The following is a 16,401-nucleotide window of genomic DNA, read 5'->3' as shown; positions in this document are numbered from 1 at the left end:
CCAGCTGGCTACTTCCGGTCCGCCGCTACAAGCGGACCAATTCCCGGATCGTCGAAAGCGATCGGAAGCGCTGGCTGCAATGAGGGCGATTCGAGTCCGCCGCGCTGCGCTCCTTTGTTTCCGAGATGTCAGAACCGAGTAAGCATCCCCCGCTCGAATTTTCCTCCGACATAGCCGCGACGTGCAGACGTCCTTCTGAAGCCGACACCATCAAGGCCGGCGCGATCATGGAGCGACAGCTTCGTGCACTCGAACGGCACCATCGCTAGCACGAACGCAAGCTGCACCTCTCCGACCTGAACCACTTCGTCACGATGATGCGGGAGCACCTTGAGAGATGCGGCGCGGTGTACAGCCGCGAAACAACCGAAGGAAGTCTATCGAGGCCTTCCTTCGCCAGTCCCAAGCAGACCCGCATGATCGAGGCTTAGACGTCGGCGTCGACACTGTCATTCATCGTGCAGCTCGAATCCGCAGCATCGACGATCCGTCCGAACTCGGCCAGTATTTCTGGATGGTTCTCATCGAGATAACGGCCGATTCTTTCGTTTCCAAGGAGTTGCGAAATATATCTGGTTGCGATCACCAGATTGAGCATGTCGTTTCCATACGCTGCCTCGACGGCCCTGAAGTCCTCCTGCGCGGTCTTGAGCTCCCTTTCCAGGAGGGACAGATCTGCGGACGAGATTCGAGGCCGGGCCGAGGGCTTTACTGGCTTCACAAGATCGCAGTCTTTGGTCGCAACGAGTAGAGCCCTCGCGTACGCCGACGTGTAGCTTCCGGCGGAGGCCATCAACTCGCAGGTTTCGATCTGACGCGTGGGTCTCATCTTTCGCAGGACGTCGAACACGACCGGATTTACGGCTGCGTCCCTGAGCATCTGCACGGCTTCCACGCAGATGTTCCTCAACAGGCGTTTGCGCTGGTTGATGTAATCGATCTTGACGTCTAGAGCCCGCGCAAGCTTTGACTCCGGCACCCCACGCTCGATCGCTCGAACGATCATGAAATGCTGTTGCACGACCGAAAGCCGGTTGATCCGCTTGTTGTACGTATACGCCTCGTCATCTTTGGCAAAAAGACAATCGACCTTGGTCTCCCCTCTTTCCATCAAGATGCTGCGTCTTAGATGGCCATCGAGCAGCAGATAGCGTCCCCGATGATCGGCCTCTCGGTAGACCACCAGCGGTTCAACCAAACCGACTTCATCAAGGGACGCGGCAATGCACCGATATCGGGGGCTTCGCCTTACCAGATCCGTAATTTGCCTCGTCGGCAGCAACGAGGCGAACGGCAGGGTCTGCAGCGTACTCTCGAAGGCAGCGCGGACGCATCGCTTGTTCACGATATCCCCTTGGACGCCGTAGCAAGCCGGCGGAGTAACGGCATGGGCATTCGCTCAAGCCGCTCTTCGCGCAGAAGGGAGAGAAACATTCGCTCTTGCAACAGGGTCCTCAACGCGTTCAGAAGGAACAAGAGTCGCATCTCCGTGAGAGCCGCCTTCTTTCTGACCGTCAGCTGACGATCGGTCTCCTGCCGGTAGGCGCGCATGAGGTCCACGGCACTGGATCTCGCCACATCCTCGCCTTGGGACTCGGGCTGGCGCTGATCAATCAGTCTTCGCAATTTCGCAAGCTGATGACTTGTGTGCGGTTTGTCCGCATGGACCTGCAACAGTGATGCCTGCAGCTCCGGCGTTTTCGCTCTTGCGATCTCACGCGCGACGGTCGATGGAATGATCTTTTTCTCGACAGCATTCAGGAGTTGCTCCTCGCCATGCCTCAGCAGATAGCAGACCGTCGCCACGCGGGAGGCCGGCATGTCGAGCTTAGCCGCAACCTGGGCCGCACTGTAGCTCTTGGCGAGGCGCGCGATCTCGCTGAAAAGTTCGAGTGGGGCGCGGTGGCGCCGCGCGATATTCTCGACCAGGCCCATCAAAAGGCAGTCTTCGGTCGCGGCATCCACTAGGATGGCAGGAATTTCCTTTGCGCCCAATTCGACAATCGCTTCGATCCGCCCCTCACCGCATATCAGCTCGTAACTCCCGGCTTGGCCGCGGTCACTCACCGTGATTGGTCTTTTCAAGCCAAGGCGGTCAATGGAAACGACCAGTTCCTTCTGCCGAAGCGGGCTGCGCTCGCGCGGGTTGAGCACGGTGATGGCCGATATAGGTATCGATCTGATCGTGCGATCTCGCTTCACGCAGCCCGTTCCTCTTCAAGGCCAACGCACATGCGACAAAACGCGTCGAGGTTGGTGTATCGGCATGCTCCGACGAAAATCTTGTCGGAAAGGCAGATGCGTTTGTACTTCACCCCCGCGAGTGCCACAGTCGGAACCAAGTAGCACGCATCAATTTTAGTTCCGGAAAGCTCAGTCCGGATCACCAATGTGAGGTCGGATCGGGCCTTTGTCTCAACGTTTGCATACCAGCGAATCCGGGTCGACAACCGATTCGGCGTCGCCGCACAAAGCGAGATCGAGAACTCATCATCGATCGTCAGAAGTCGATTGTCCTGGCTGATGCTCGCGCGGCCGCCGAGTTCCTCGATCCTGGCCCCGATTTCGGTGGCTGCCGTTTGCAGGATCGAGCGGCGCGTCGTCGCGATACTGGAGCGCACCACGAGCCGCTGCGGCTGATAGTCGATGAGCCTGTAGGCAGCAAGCAGCGAGCCATAGTGCCGCTGCAGTGTCCAAACGGCTGGCACATCTTCACAGGCATCGATGATGGTGCGGGTCAACCGACCGTTCTCTCGCTGCAAAGCCGCAAGGCGCTCCAACATCTCTTTCTCGGAGCACACATTCCGTCTCTCTTGCAGAATCTTCCGGGCCTGCTCGAACAGATCCGGCTTGACCATCGGCTCAAAGGCGTGATCCTTGCGGATCCACATTTCAGGCGGGTTGAGCACGCGCTTCCGGCCGAGCTTCTCCGACGTCCGGTTGAAGATGATGTGGCCTAGATATCTTTCGTTTTTTAGGACTTTCAAGACGGAGTGGTCACCCCACGGCCCGCCGCGCAGAGTCGGGATTTGATCCAAATTCAATTCCGCGGCGATCCGATAGGCCGTCTTCCGCTCAACGGCGAAGGAATGAAAAATTCGCCTGACTGTTTCGACTTCGAGCGGCGGACCATGGATAATGACGACGCGATCGGTCTGTAGGCTCTTTTGTTGCCCGAACTCCAGCTGCGCCTTAACTTTTCCGCGCTCGTCGAGCAGGAGCCTGCGCAGCCCATAGCCCGGAAAACCTCCGCGCCAGAAACCCATTCTGGTGATGCGGCTCTGGCCCATGAAGACCTTATTCGACAGTTCGCGACTGTATTCGCCAGCCATCGCCCGCTTCAGACTCTTCAGGATGGTCGAGGACAGGCTTCCGTCATTTTCGAAGAGCTCGGCACAGTAGAGCACTCGGACGCCGGCTTCCTTGCAGATGAACTCGTAATACGCGCTCTCATCGGCGTCCTGAAACCGTCCCCAACGGCTTACATCGTAGACGAGAATGAACTCAAAACCGGGATTACCGCTTTTTACATCCTCAATCAAAGCCCGGAGCGCATCCCGACGGCTGATGTTGAGGCCGCTACGCCCTTCGTCAGAATAGGTGCGAACGATCGTCAAACCTCTGTGCGCTGCGTAGGACGCGATGGCGTCCTTTTGATTCTGTGTCGAGTATTTCTGCTTGTCCGTGGACATGCGCACGTACTGCGCGGCTCGCGCCCTTGCCATCACCACTTCGGATTCAACCGCCACTTTCCGGTCCTCGTGATGCCACGACTTCCGAGACTGCCGGCTTACTGATAGTTGATGAACGTGGTGCCGCTAAGGACAAAGCTGGGCTGCCCGCGGGCGACGGCGCTTGACAACACGGAGACACTGGCGAACGGGTCATACCGCCGCTCAAGACCGATTGCCCCAATTTGGGCAATGCGTCTAACCGGCAGAGCGTCTGCGCGCCGTAGCTCTGTCACCTTACCCTCGGCAGAATGATGTTCGGAAGCGGCGGCGGCGCGTCGAGGGCGCGTTGGCGGGCCCCGTCCCCTGCCACAAACGAGCCCGACACGCGGAAAGTATCCGTCCGCCGGGCTCGGCCTCACAGCGAGGCGTCGAACGAGGGGACTGTCGGGACTTCTCACCAGTTCGGTAAGCGAGCGGGGAAACCGGGGCTTCATAAAGCGGCGCGAGGTGCAGTTGTTGAGTTTTGGCGTCCCATGTCAGCTGGCGATCGCAGCCGGAGGGTTTTGACGCCATCATATTGAAATCGGTCATCCATGACTGGGACGATTCCGCTGCAAGCGCGATTCTGCTCAACTGCCGCAAGAGCGCCTCAGCGACTACACGCTTGCTGCTGATTGAGCGCGTGATGCCCGAGGTCATGACCGTTTCTGCAGCCAATCAGCGAGCGGCCATCCTTGACATCCAGATGCTCGCGATAGCTGGGGCCGCGAACGCACCCAGCGCAAATATCAGGATCTATTGGCTTTAGCCGGCTTCACATGGGTGAGAAATGTAGAGCTGCCTGATCCTGTTGACTTCACAATAATCGAGGCGAGATCCGCGTAGCGGGGAGGCGCTTGCGAGGTGCGCGTCCGGCAGCATAATGTCGGCGATCGTTTCCTCGGCTGATCGGCCGACCGCGACGAATGCACCCGATCGGCAAGGCAGACGACGGCGCGCAAGCTGCCTGGTGGCGTTCGCGTAGGAATCATCAGATTGGCCGGTGTCAACACCGCACCGATACGACGATCCAGTAGACGGCACACCCGATAGCCTGCAAGGCTCACGCGTCGAGAAGAGCTACACCCGTCAGTTCGCCGAATTTCGCGATGAGCTGGTCCTGGAATTTTGGATCGGCGGCCTCGCTCGCTGGCTGCTCCTGCCGGAGATGATGCCAGTAGCGTCCTCTGACCATGGCGGCTGGCTCGTTGCTGACGGCCAGCCAGGTCAGGGTCCTCTGCCCCGTGTCGAGGTCGACCGGCGCGCTTCGGCCACCCATTCTGGTGCGTGCCCAACCGGGGTCAACGGCGTTGCTCAAGACCTGCGGCCAACGTCGCGCCAGCGCGAAGGCCAGCGCAACGGCGTGCAGCTTGCTTTCGGCGTAGGCGCGCCCGGCATCCCAAGGGCGCCTTGTCCAGTCAAGGTCGAGCGAGCCTTCCCCGCCGCGGTGCAGGCCGCTGGAGAGATACACCAGCCGATCGGGACGCTCGATTAACGCCGAAAGCATGTACGGCGCAAGAGTGTTCACCGCCAGGGTGCTGGCATGACCTTCGGGCGTCGAGCCACGACTTCGCTCGGTATAGACGCCCGCGTTATGGATGACCGCATCCATGCGACCGATTGAGTTGACCTGATCGGCGATGCTTCTGACCTCGCCTGCGCTACGCAAATCTCCGACCACGACGCCGGCTGCACGCGACGCGATCTCGCCGATGGTCTTGGCGCGATCTGCCGATCGCGCGTGCAGCACGACTTGATGACCATCATCAAGAAGCGACTGGGCCGCCGCGCGCCCGAGCCCTTCGCTGCTGCCCGTGATGAGAACAATCGCCACTCTGGCTCTTCCTTTCCATGTGAACGCGATCGGACAATCAAGATGCGCACCCGGGTCCGTTGCGATGGCGTCCTCCAGCTACGTTGGAGATAGGCCGAGGAGGCTACGCGCCGTCTCTAATCCACTGGTCCGCCTCGACAGTGCCCATTTCCGTTCCGCTGTAGAACGCTCCGCCGCAAAAGCAGATGGACCCAGCGTCGGCGCTCGCGAGCCCGGCTAGCGCCTCCCGCGTCTGAGGCGTGACATAGGAATATGCTCCGCCGGCGAAAGGATCTATGCCTCAGTTGATGGCCCGCGCGGCGAAAAGATCTCGCTTCAGGTGGTCGGCTGGAATGCGGCCGTTCGCCTCCTAGTAATATTGAATGCGAGCATCATCTATCGCAAGCTCGTTAGCCTCGGCGACCCCTGGGCCTTACGAGATGCTGGTGACGGCTCTCAATTTGCGAGATCCACTTCGCCATCTGAAAATACCGGTAGAGAGAACCAGCTCACCCGCCGCTTTTGGCTTAATGAATGCATTTCACATACACGACGTAGTCCGGCCTTCCCGTCATTACGCCAAAAATCTCAGTATTAACCTTGGCCTCGCCAACGATCCGATTCCTGGCGCAGAACGGTCTGACGATTTGTTTAGCCAGAAGTATACGGTCATTTCGCACCTCTGGATTGTAGCGGTAATCATACGTATTCTGGACATGGACGATGTAATCGTAGAGCTCGCCCGGCGGCGCCGCCTCGAACGTTGTCGTGCCGCGCGGTTGGCCAGAAGCCGACGAAAACAGCGCGGCAATCACAATGATCATGAGTTGTCTCGTTCTCTCAAACACAATCAGCTCTCTCGATATCCGGCTGCCACAAGCATATATGACGCTCGACGGGACTAGCGTCACACCCACGTTAACGCAAAGGAAGGCCCATGCTTCGAGCTCGGCTACGACCGATGGATTTTCGCGAAAGGCGGAAGAACTTAATCGGAAAGGCTTATGTGCTTGCGATACTACATCTGTGGACCGCGCCGTGCTTTGCACAAGCGGCAGTGGGTGGCCCGAAGAAGAATCAAAACTACATTGGCGGCCTCGTCGCTCCGAAAAACCCCGTTGTGCCGTCCCGGCGGGGAGACGTCGTGAGAACCGGGCAGACAGCAGCAAGGCCACCGAAACATTGAGTGATCCGAACCCGAGGCAGGTGATTTCAGCCGCTTGTCGCCGACCACAGTCAGCGCATCGCTTTCTTCTCACCTTGTCTTCGCAGCTCGATGATCTTCACAATGCTGGATTATTTCGACGCCTTCTCGATAATCTGAGCGATCGCCGATACCAGCGCCGCGAGGCCGGCGACGGCCGCGACGCGTGATTGCATGGCGAGCTCGGACACGAAGCTCTCTCCCCCAAACTGCGCGGCGAGCCCGAGTTTTAGGGCCACACGGATCGCCAGCCCGCTTGCGACAAAGGCGGAAACAAAGGCCGTCCAGAACGCAAGATTTCTGTTCATCGTGCCGTACAAAGAAAAAGCTGCCGCCGAAGCTTGGCGACGGTAAGCATCGTCGGGTCAGCTCATGAGCGATGGTCTTCGCCCTTGCGTGTATCGATTTCGGAACTCTTCGACCATCGCTCGACAGAGCGCTTCAGCTCTTAGTCGCGTGCGGCTTGACGAGTTATGGCAGGACCAATGTACTCGCACCATCGATCCATGTACAAAGGATTCGTCATGAGCGGTTCGCTCCAGGTGATCGGCACGAGATTGTGAGAGCGCTCTTGTAAGGAAAGCGTAAGATTCGCAGCGCTCTGTAAGCCGAGTGTAAGGGCTCTTCGCGCGCTGTTGCGCATCCGATCCGAGCGTGCTTGCCCGCGACCGCGCGCGCCGTTAAGGGATGGTTGGAACTTGCAGCCCGGCGTCAGAGTCACGCTAATCTTCGGTAAAGCCTTTTGCTCTTCGATACGATCATGAAAGCGACGGGGACGGTCTACCGCCTGAGTGATCCAGCGCGGATGCAGAAATTCGCATGACTTCTCTTCGAAATTCTCCAAGGGCCAAATCCGTCCTTGCAACCGCGTGCGCGATTGCCGTCGTCGGGCTGATCGGGGTAAAGCTTCTATTCCCTGGCTCCTCGCAAACGACAGCCGGTTTGCAGTCGCCTGCTACCAGCTCGACCCAATCCGATCAGGCCGATGAAGCCGTCGATCTATCAGAAAAGCAGGCGGCCTCGATCAACGTTGGCCCGGTTGGAACGCGTGACTTCGAAGTCTTCAAGACGTCGGTGGGCACAATCGGCTTTAACGAGAATATGCTGGTGCAAGTTTCTTCCCAATATGCGGGCAAGATCCTGAAGGCCTTCCACAATGTGGGTGACGACGTCAGAGAGGGCGAGGTCCTATTCACCATCGATAGTCCCGACCTTCTGCAAGCCGAATCCACGTTGCTGGCCTCGGCCGGCGTGCTGGAACTGCAGAAGAAGACGCTGGCGCGAGCGACGGGCTTGTTGAAGCAGGGCGGCAGCGCCCAAAAGGACGTTGATCAGGCGACCTCTGACCAGCAGACGGCGGAAGGAAATTTCAAAGCTGCCAGCGATGCCGTGCGCATCTTCGGCAAAACAAATACGGAGATCGACAAGATCGTGGCCGACCGCAGGATCGACTCGACGCTCGTGGTGGCGAGTCCCATCGCAGGGCGTGTGGTGACCCGCAACGCGGCGCCAGGATTACTGACCCAGCCGGGCGCTGCTCCGCCCCCCTTTCAGATCGCTGGCATCTCAACCATGTGGATGATCGCGAACGTGATCGAGACCGATGCGCCAGCCTACAAGGTCGGCCAATCAGTTGATGTGACTGTGCCAGCCTATCCGGATAGAGTATTCAAGGGACGCGTCGCCGCGGTTGGCTCAATCATCGACCCGAACACGCGTCGACAACTCGTTCGCTCGGAGGTTGACGACCCTGATCACCTCCTGCGCTCCGGGATGTATGCAAGTTTCGTCATTCGCGTTGAAGATCCGGTGCGCTCGCTGGCGGTGCCGGAGAACGGCGTGGTGCGAGAAGGAGACGGCACGATGACGGTGTGGGTCACCAAGGATAGCCGACACTACAGCAAGCGGACCGTGAGCACTGGGCTGCGGGAGAACGGCTGGGTACAGATCCGCGACGGCTTGCAGTCCGGCGAACAGGTGGTCACCAACGGTGCGGTGTTCTTGAGCAACGCGCTGCTGCTGGGCGCCACTGACTGACCGCAGTCGGCAGCACACCGTCAAACAAAAGCGGGGTAGGTTCACTTGATCAAGGCGCTACTCGAATTCGGCCTGACACGGAGCGCGATAATTGTCCTGGGCTTGTTGGTGTTTTGCGCCGCCGGACTGGTGGCATTTGCGAGGCTAAATATCGAAGCTTATCCAAATCCGGCACCGGTCATCCTCGAGATCACCGCGCAAGCTCCCGGGCTCTCCGCCGAGGAGATGGAAAAATATTACACGATACCCATGGAGGTCGGACTTTATCCGACGCCCGGCGTGGTCAATATCCGCTCGACGTCCTTCTACGGCTTGTCCTTCGTCCGCGTCACCTTCTCGTATGACACCGACTATTACTTCGCGCTGCAGCAGGCCTCGATCAGCTTGCAGCAGAATGTCGCCCTGCCGGGCAATCTCGTACCAACGATCCAAGCCTCCAGTCTCGTCGGCGAAATCTATCGATACCAGCTCGTGGGACCTCCGCATTTCGGGCTGACCAATCTGCGCACCCTGCAGGATTATGTCGTTACGCGTCGCCTGCTCACGATCCCGGGCGTTGCGCAAATCAACAGCTGGGGCGGCACCACCAAGCAATTCAATGTCGATGCCGATCTCGAAAAGCTCGAAGCGTACAATGTCACGGTTCCTCAGCTCGTTACAGCTATTGGCAATGCAAACATCAATGTCGGGGGCCGCGAGATTACAATCGGGCAGCAATCGGTCAACATCCGCGGCGTCGGTCTGATCGACAGTGGCGGCGCCGATGATGTCACCCACGGCTACCATGTCCAGGACATCGAAAATATTGTTCTGACGCAATCCGGCGGCCTGCCCATCCGGATCAAGGATGTCGCCAAGGTCTCGATCGGTTTTGTTCCACGGCTCGGTATCGCCGGCCGAGACCACGACGACGACGTCGTCGCCGCGATAGTGGTGATGCGGCGGACCGAGCACACCAACGCCGTCATTCCCAAGGTGCAGGCAGCGGTCCAGAAGCTCAATGCTGATGGCAGTCTTCCGCCGGGCGTCAAGATCGTTCCGTTTTACGACCGCAGTTCGTTGGTGAACGTCACGACGCACACCGTCCTTCACAATCTGATTTTTGGTTGCCTGCTGGTCTTTCTGATCCAGTGGCTTTTTCTGGGCGAGCTCCGCAGTGCTCTCATCGTCAGCGCGAATATTCCGTTCGCGCTGTTCTTTGCCATCATCATTATGGTCCTGCGTGGAGAGGACGCCAACCTCTTGTCGCTGGGCGCGGTCGACTTCGGTATCATCGTCGACTCTGCCGTCATCATGATGGAGAACATCTACCGCAATTTCCAATCACCCGCGGAACAACGTCGGGCCCTTCTTCAACAGTTGTCAGAAGGTTTCTGGGGACCTGACCCGACTTCAACGGGTGGTCCGCATGGAAGCGAAACGCAGTGGACGGAGCGACTTCGCATCATCTTTTCAAGCGCGCTGCAGGTGGATAAGGCCGTCTTTTTCACCGCGGCGATCACGGTGACCGCCTTCGTGCCGTTGTTCACGATGCAGGGTGTCGAGGGGCAAATCTTCGGCCCGATGGCGCGCACCTATGGCTATGCGCTCGCCGGGGCGCTGATCGCGACTTTCACAGTGACGCCGGTCCTAAGCGCCCTGTTGCTCCCCGGAGAAATCCGGGAGGTTGAGACCTTCATCGTGCGAGGTCTGCGTGCCGTCTATACGCCGGTGCTACAATGGGCGCTGCGAAGCCTGAGGACAGCGGTCACGATTGGCGGCGTGTTTCTGGCGCTGAGTTTTCTCGCTGCGTCGCAGCTTGGCAGTGAGTTCCTGCCGGCGCTCGAGGAAGGCAATTTCTGGATCAGGGCGGCGCTGCCACCGACGATCTCGCTGGAAGCTGGTACCGAAGCAACCCGTAAGATGCGAGAAATCCTGCTCCGCCATCCCGAGGTCATCACCGTGGTATCGCAGCATGGACGGCCCGACAATGGCAGCGATGCATCGCCATTCTCCAATGTCGAATTGTTTGCGCCGCTCAAGCCGTTCGACGAATGGCCTCCCAATGTGACCAAGGAAACGCTGACCGATCAACTTCAGAAGGAGTTTGCCGAGGAGTTGCCGGGGATCGGATTCAACTTCTCCCAATACATCCAGGACAATGTGGAAGAAGCGCTTTCCGGCGTGAAAGGCGCCAACTCCGTCAAGATCGTCGGGTCGAACTTGGAGGTGCTGGAAAAGCTCGCTGGCCAAGTCAAAGATGAGATGGCCAAGGTGCGCGGCGTCGAGGACCTCGGCATCTTCCACGTGCTAGGGCAACCGAATCTCAATATCGAGGTCAACCGCGAAAGAGCCGGGCGTTACGGCCTCAACACCGGCGACGTGAACACCGTGGTCCAGGCGGCGTTAAGCGGTACGGTTGCCAGCAATATTCTGGAGGCCGATCGGCAATTCGGGGTGGCGGTGAGGCTCGATCCCAAATACCGCAGCAGCATCGATGCGATCCGCAAGGTCAAGGTGGGCTACCAGACGCCATCAAGCGTAAACGCCTACATCCCGTTGAGCGAGGTCGCCGATATCACGCTGAATACGGGAGCCTCCTTCATCTACCGCGAAACCAGTCAGCGATATATTCCGATCAAATTCAGTGTGCGCGGCCGCGACCTTGGTTCAACCGTAGCGGAGGCCCAAGAGCGCGTCGCGGAGGCGATCAAGCTGCCCAACGGCTATCAAATTGTTTGGGCCGGCGAGTTTGATGATCTGCAAAGTGCCAAACATCGTCTGATGGTGGTCATTCCCATCACGCTGCTGCTGATCCTGGTGCTGTTGTACGGGCTGTTCAACACGCTCCGCGATAGCCTGCTGGCGCTCGCCGGTATTCCCTTTGCGATTGGCGGTGGCCTGATCGCGCTCTATGTTTCGGGCCTCGCCTTTAGCGTTTCGGCCGCCATCGGCTTCATTTCGCTGTTTGGTGTTGCCGTCATGGACGGCATTCTCAACATCACCTATTTCCGCGAATTACGGGCCCAAGGCATGGATCTCGCCGAAGCGGTCTTTCGCGGTGCCGAGCAACGCATGCGGCCGATGCTGATGACGGCCCTTTCGGCTGGCGTCGGACTGTTTCCCGCGGCGATCTCCCATGGCATCGGCAGCCAAGTGCAGCGGCCGCTCGCGACCGTGGTGGTCGGCGGCATGTTCATCGGGCCGCTCCTGCTCCTCGTTGTTGCGCCGGCGCTACGCCGGATCTTTTTGGTGCCGGGAACAGCGGAACGGTCGGATAGCGAAGATGTGGGCGATGCAGAACCGACCTAGGATGGGGTCGGAGACTCCCGGTAAAAGGCGCTCTGACTGGATCGGACCGATGCGAGGCACCGCCCATCGACCGCAAGGTGCCGCCTCTGGCGGGGCTGCGAGAGGCGTTGCGATTGTGCTGGCTCTGGCCACTTCGGGCTGCGTCGGTCCCAATTTCATGCCGCCGGCGGCGCCGAGGGTTAGTGGTTATCTGTCTGGGAAGCTGGCTTCGCCCGGACCGACACCCAACGCGTCGAATGTCCCGGCCCAGCACTTCGTTACCGGCGAAGCCGTTTCGGCGCGCTGGTGGGCCGCGTTTCGCTCCCGATCGCTCAATGATCTGATTCGGGACGCGGTGAATCACAGCCCGTCCCTGCAATCGGCCGAGGCCGCCATCAAAGTCGCCCAATTCAATGCGCTGGCGCAGCGCGGCCTCTGGGCGCCGCAGATCAGCGGCAACGCGATGGCCCAGCGGATTCTGCAATCCAACGCCGGCACCGTGTTCGGTGGCGATATTAGCACGGTGCCGCAGACCGAGTTCTCGTTGATCACCCACCAGCTCACGATAAGTTTTGTACCGGATGTCTGGGGCGGCAATGCCCGCCAAGTCGAAAACCTCGATGCCGTCACCGAGCAGCAATTGTTTCAGCTCGAGGCAGCCTATCTCACGCTGACCAGCAATGTCGTGACTGCCGCAATACTCGAAGCCTCGTTCCGCGGCCAGATCACCGAAACCAAGCGCGTCATCGAAATCGAGCACCACCTGCTCGACATTCTCAAGCGACAGTTCGACGCTGGACAGGCGGCTAAAGCCGATGTACTGGCGCAGGAAGCGGCACTGGCCGCGGCCGAGCAGCTGTTGCCACCACTGGAGAAGCAGCTCGCCGTTCAGCGCGATCTCCTGACCGCCCTCGCCGGGCGACTGTCATCCGACGAGATCTCGCAGAAATTCGATCTCGCGCATATCAAGCTGCCGACCAATCTGCCGATCAGCCTGCCCAGCAAACTCGTCGACCAGCGTCCGGACGTGCGGCAAGCGGAAGCCAACATGCATGCCGCCAGCGCGCTGATCGGCGTCGCCATCGCCGCGCGGCTTCCGAACTTCGTGCTCTCGGCCAATGGCGGCTCCAGCGCCTATAATCTTGCCCAGAGCTTTGCGCCAGGCACCGGCTTCTACACCCTGACGGCAGGGGTAACGGCGCCGATCTTTGATGGCTTTACGCTCTATAACAAGCAGAAGGCCGCCGAGGCCGGCCTCGACCAAGCCGAAGCCCAATACCGCGCCACTGTCATTGTTGCGTTCCAGAATGTCGCGGACGCGCTGCGGGCCTTGCAGTCAGATGCACGCGCGGTGCAAGCCGCCACCCATGCGGCAGAGACGGCCAAGGCGAGCCTCGACGTTGTCGAAAAGCAGCTCAACGCCGGCCAAGTCAATCAGCTCGCCGTCCTGAATGCTCAGCAAACTTATTTGACAGCTGTGGTGACTCGCGTGCAGACTGAAGCGAGCCGGCTTTCGGACACGGCGGCGCTGTTCATGGCGCTTGGTGGCAGCTGGCCGACAACATGCACAACGCCGGCCTGGCGCGAATGTGCAATGGGAGAGGCTGCGCCAGCAGCCTCGGATCCGCCGCCGTCAGACAAGCCCCTGTGACGGTCAGCTCGCGGCTTGTCGCCGGATTACCAAGCTACGATGGTGCAGAGCATCGCAAGCGGCAGCAAAACCGGTCCTAGGTAGAGCCAGGTTCGATACCCGCCGGCGTCTCTTGGGAGGATGAAAAGGTTAACAACCAGCCAGATGCAAACGGCTACTCCCAGTGCAACGCGCACGACGTCGCTTGGGGTCTCCCAGATGGAAGAAATGTGTTCGAGTTGAGGGCCGGCAACGCGCGCAGTGATCACAATCAGAATGGCGATAAATAGCGTTCGAACCGCCAATCCCCCGAACCAAACGGTTCTGGAGATCTCTGCGTTTTGCACCTTCGCCTTTACCGTCGTCACAGCAACTTACCCGAGCAAATCGCGGCTCATCGCCTAAGATATTCCTCACTCGTGAGCGCCACAAGGGCTCCGGTCGGCGCCATCACCGATGGCGGTCCGCATTTTGAAAAACAGAGAAAACTGCGGGTTAGCTACGATTGGCCCGAATTAGACTAAAGTGGATAGCTAAGAGAATCAAGACTGGTCGGGCCGCCGTTTCGTCCTGGGCCTCAGTTTTCGGTAGAAGAGCATCCAATGAGAAGCATCGCTGCGGTACTGATATTTCTCCTGGTTGGCGGCGGTTTGGCGAGAGCGGACAAAGTGATCCACAACAAGCGCTGCCTCGTCGAAGTGCTACGTTCTGAAGAACTGCCAGTCGGCCCCCTCTTTTATCACACCGTCAGGGCGACCTTGCTGGTGACCGCGCCCGGCGCGCTGCCGGCCGAAACGACCGTCTACAAACTGGTTCCTTGGCAAGTCCCGCCGCCGCGGCAGGGGCAAAAAATCTGGACGCGGTGCAATCCGATCGCATTTGATCCCTCGTTTGGACCTTTTTGACTGCTTCCGGCGATGGCAACGTTTGGCCTCTTCCACGACCCCGGTCCTCGACCTTTGCGACCGCGTTCCATTTGTCGAGTGCCAGATAGATGACGGGCGTTGTGTAGAGCGTCAGGAACTGCGACAACAACAGCCCACCGGCGACGGCATATCTCAAGCGGCTGGCGAATTCGGCGCCCGTTCCAGTGCCCCAAAGCCAATGGGATGGCTCCCAACAGAGCGGCCCTGGTCGTCATCATGATAGGACGGAAGCGCAAGATGGCGGCTTGATAGATCGACTCCTCGGAAGACCATCCCTCCGTTCGCTCGGCATGGAGCGCACAATCGATCATCATTATCGCATTCTTCTTCACGATCCCGATCAAGAGGATGATTCCGATGAGTGCGACGACGCTGAGTTCGTAATGGAACAGCATGAGGACGAGGAGCGCGCCCACTCCCGCCGACGGGATCGTGCTGATCCGTTGCGACATCGCGCAGCAATGGGATTCCCTGCAGCGCGCCATACAGCTTTGGGGCCCGGTGATCGAGTTCGTCGAGGTGGGCGTCCTGCAAGATGAACTGACATTGAGCGCGGCTGAAGCGGGCGCCTACATTGATATCCTGGGCTGCCTGTACGAACAGCGCAATACTCTCGACCTGCGAGACCTTGGGCCTGAGCCGATCGATGATCTGGCTCGCGCTAGCATCGCGCTCGGAGCGAGGTTTCAAATTGATGAAGACACGGCCGTTATTGACGGTCGAGTTGATGCCGCCTGCTCCGACTGCGGAAATGACCCCGTCGACAGCCTCATCCTTCAACAAGATGTCGACGAGCCTGTTCTGACGCTCAAGCATCGCGGAGAAGGAAATATCCTGTGCCGCCTCGGAGACGCCCACGATGAAGCCGGTGTCCTGTTGCGAAAAGAAGCCCTTGGGTATGATCACGTAAAGATATGCAGTGAGCCCGATGGTACCGAGCGTGACCGCTAGCGTGATCCTGCGATGTCGGAGAACCCAGCGCAGCCCGTGCTCATAGATGCGAAGCATCCCGTGGATGAAACGCTCACTGAGCCGATAGAGACGTCCACCAGAGCTGACTTCGGCATCTCGCAGAAGGTAGGCGGACATCATCGGTGTCAGGGCGAGCGAAATGACAGTGGACACCAGGATGGCGAAGCTGACGACGACCGGCGAATTCGCGGAACAAGCGGCCTATGATTCCGCCCATCAGCAGAATCGGAATGAACACCGCGATCAAGGAAATGCCGATCGAGATGATGGTGAACCCGATTTCCCTTGCGCCCTTGAGCGCGGCCTGCAACGGCTTCTCTCCATCCTCAATGTAGCGCGTGATGTTTTCGACCATGACGATCGCGTCATCGACGGCAAAACCTGTCGCAATCGTCCGTGCCATTAGGGACAGGTTGTCGAGGCTGTAGCCAACCGGATACATGACCTCAAAGGTGCCGATCAGGGATAGCGGAATGGTGACGTCGGGATGATGGTGGCCTCAGATTCCGCAGGAACAAAAAGATCGCCAGCGCTACCAGAGCGATCGTCGAACCAGCATCAACTCGAGGTCATCGACGGAAGCACGGATGGTTTGGGTGCGATCCGTCATGATATTGACGTCGATGGCCGATGGGATCGAAGCCTGAAAACGGGGCAGTGCGTCACCGTATCGATCGCATTCGCGCCTGGTTGGCGCTGGATGCTCAGGATGATGGAAGGCTCGCGGATGTATGTCCCGGATCCCCCTTGCCTCCTCCGCGTCAGCGACGACGCTGGAGAGTCATACAGGCGAACCGGCGAGCCGTTTCTCCATGCGACGATGAGAGGATGATAGT

General features: G+C 59.2%; 12 protein-coding genes and 2 pseudogenes. 5 read left to right on the top strand and 9 right to left on the bottom strand.

The features are described 5' to 3' along the window. Positions 1 to 427: 427 nt before the first annotated feature. From JOY90_RS01910 to JOY90_RS01900, 3 genes are read right to left on the bottom strand one after another with little or no spacing between them, the layout of a single operon-like run. Entirely contained in the window at positions 428 to 1,345 is a 918-nt protein-coding gene (locus JOY90_RS01910; protein WP_291689480.1) for a plasmid partitioning protein RepB C-terminal domain-containing protein, read from the bottom strand. After that, a complete protein-coding gene (locus JOY90_RS01905; protein ID WP_291689479.1) occupies positions 1,342 to 2,202 on the bottom strand; it encodes a ParB/RepB/Spo0J family partition protein in 861 nt (286 codons plus the stop codon). The genes JOY90_RS01910 and JOY90_RS01905 overlap by 4 nt, the downstream gene beginning before the upstream one ends. Further along, entirely contained in the window at positions 2,199 to 3,749 is a 1,551-nt protein-coding gene (locus tag JOY90_RS01900) for a recombinase family protein (RefSeq protein WP_291689478.1), read from the bottom strand. The genes JOY90_RS01905 and JOY90_RS01900 overlap by 4 nt, the downstream gene beginning before the upstream one ends. Positions 3,750 to 4,197: 448 nt before the next feature. Here JOY90_RS01900 and JOY90_RS01895 point away from each other — a divergent pair, with 448 nt between their 5' ends. Then, positions 4,198 to 4,482 carry a methyltransferase gene (locus tag JOY90_RS01895; RefSeq protein WP_291689477.1) on the top strand — a complete coding sequence of 95 codons (285 nt, stop codon included), beginning with the start codon at positions 4,198 to 4,200 and terminating at the stop codon, positions 4,480 to 4,482. Positions 4,483 to 4,776: 294 nt separating this feature from the next. On the opposite strand, the gene JOY90_RS01890 is transcribed toward JOY90_RS01895, so the two are convergent. From JOY90_RS01890 to JOY90_RS01880, 3 genes are all read right to left on the bottom strand, one after another. Continuing rightward, positions 4,777 to 5,547, bottom strand: a complete 771-nt coding sequence (locus JOY90_RS01890; RefSeq protein WP_291689476.1) for an SDR family NAD(P)-dependent oxidoreductase — start codon at positions 5,545 to 5,547, stop codon at positions 4,777 to 4,779. A 506-nt stretch (positions 5,548 to 6,053) separates the two neighbouring features. After that, on the bottom strand, positions 6,054 to 6,350 hold the full coding sequence (locus JOY90_RS01885; RefSeq protein ID WP_291689475.1) for a hypothetical protein: 297 nt from the start codon (positions 6,348 to 6,350) through the stop codon (positions 6,054 to 6,056). Positions 6,351 to 6,822: 472 nt separating this feature from the next. Next, positions 6,823 to 7,038: a hypothetical protein gene (locus JOY90_RS01880; protein WP_291689474.1), complete on the bottom strand. Its 216-nt coding sequence runs from the start codon at positions 7,036 to 7,038 to the stop codon at positions 6,823 to 6,825. Between the two features lie 511 nt (positions 7,039 to 7,549). On the opposite strand from JOY90_RS01880, the gene JOY90_RS01875 reads away from it, so the two are divergent. The 4 genes from JOY90_RS01875 to JOY90_RS01860 all read left to right on the top strand — a co-directional run bounded on the left by JOY90_RS01875 (position 7,550) and on the right by JOY90_RS01860 (position 14,572). Continuing rightward, positions 7,550 to 8,767 carry an efflux RND transporter periplasmic adaptor subunit gene (locus JOY90_RS01875; RefSeq protein WP_291689473.1) on the top strand — a complete coding sequence of 406 codons (1,218 nt, stop codon included), beginning with the start codon at positions 7,550 to 7,552 and terminating at the stop codon, positions 8,765 to 8,767. A 45-nt stretch (positions 8,768 to 8,812) separates the two neighbouring features. After that, positions 8,813 to 12,058, top strand: coding sequence for an efflux RND transporter permease subunit (locus JOY90_RS01870; RefSeq protein ID WP_291689472.1), 3,246 nt, complete (start codon positions 8,813 to 8,815; stop codon positions 12,056 to 12,058). Positions 12,059 to 12,107: 49 nt separating this feature from the next. After that, entirely contained in the window at positions 12,108 to 13,688 is a 1,581-nt protein-coding gene (locus JOY90_RS01865; protein WP_291689471.1) for an efflux transporter outer membrane subunit, read from the top strand. Between the two features lie 581 nt (positions 13,689 to 14,269). Beyond that, positions 14,270 to 14,572 carry a hypothetical protein gene (locus JOY90_RS01860; protein WP_291689481.1) on the top strand — a complete coding sequence of 101 codons (303 nt, stop codon included), beginning with the start codon at positions 14,270 to 14,272 and terminating at the stop codon, positions 14,570 to 14,572. A 251-nt stretch (positions 14,573 to 14,823) separates the two neighbouring features. Here the strand turns inward: JOY90_RS01860 and JOY90_RS01855 are convergent. From JOY90_RS01855 to JOY90_RS01845, 3 genes and pseudogenes are all read right to left on the bottom strand, one after another. Next, positions 14,824 to 14,988: pseudogene (locus JOY90_RS01855) on the bottom strand (efflux RND transporter permease subunit); the annotation flags it as partial. Between the two features lie 105 nt (positions 14,989 to 15,093). Further along, a pseudogene (locus tag JOY90_RS01850) lies at positions 15,094 to 15,682 on the bottom strand (efflux RND transporter permease subunit); the annotation flags it as partial. Beyond that, positions 15,618 to 16,007, bottom strand: coding sequence for an efflux RND transporter permease subunit (locus JOY90_RS01845; protein WP_291689470.1), 390 nt, complete (start codon positions 16,005 to 16,007; stop codon positions 15,618 to 15,620). The pseudogene JOY90_RS01850 and the gene JOY90_RS01845, both read right to left, overlap by 65 nt. Between the last annotated feature and the right edge of the window lie 394 nt (positions 16,008 to 16,401).

This window comes from Bradyrhizobium sp. (genome assembly GCF_019242285.1).
GTDB lineage: Bacteria > Pseudomonadota > Alphaproteobacteria > Rhizobiales > Xanthobacteraceae > Bradyrhizobium.
This window is presented reverse-complemented; position numbering and strand designations above follow the sequence as displayed.

Excerpts from the sequence above, each read along its gene's own strand:
- JOY90_RS01875 (WP_291689473.1), top strand. The coding sequence starts at position 7,550 with ATGACTTCTCTTCGAAATTCTCCAAGGGCCAAATCCGTCCTTGCAACC.
- JOY90_RS01845 (WP_291689470.1), bottom strand. The coding sequence starts at position 16,007 with ATGTATCCGGTTGGCTACAGCCTCGACAACCTGTCCCTAATGGCACGG.
- JOY90_RS01865 (WP_291689471.1), top strand. The coding sequence starts at position 12,108 with ATGCGAGGCACCGCCCATCGACCGCAAGGTGCCGCCTCTGGCGGGGCT.
- JOY90_RS01885 (WP_291689475.1), bottom strand. The coding sequence starts at position 6,350 with ATGATCATTGTGATTGCCGCGCTGTTTTCGTCGGCTTCTGGCCAACCG.
- JOY90_RS01880 (WP_291689474.1), bottom strand. The coding sequence starts at position 7,038 with ATGAACAGAAATCTTGCGTTCTGGACGGCCTTTGTTTCCGCCTTTGTC.
- JOY90_RS01860 (WP_291689481.1), top strand. The coding sequence starts at position 14,270 with ATGAGAAGCATCGCTGCGGTACTGATATTTCTCCTGGTTGGCGGCGGT.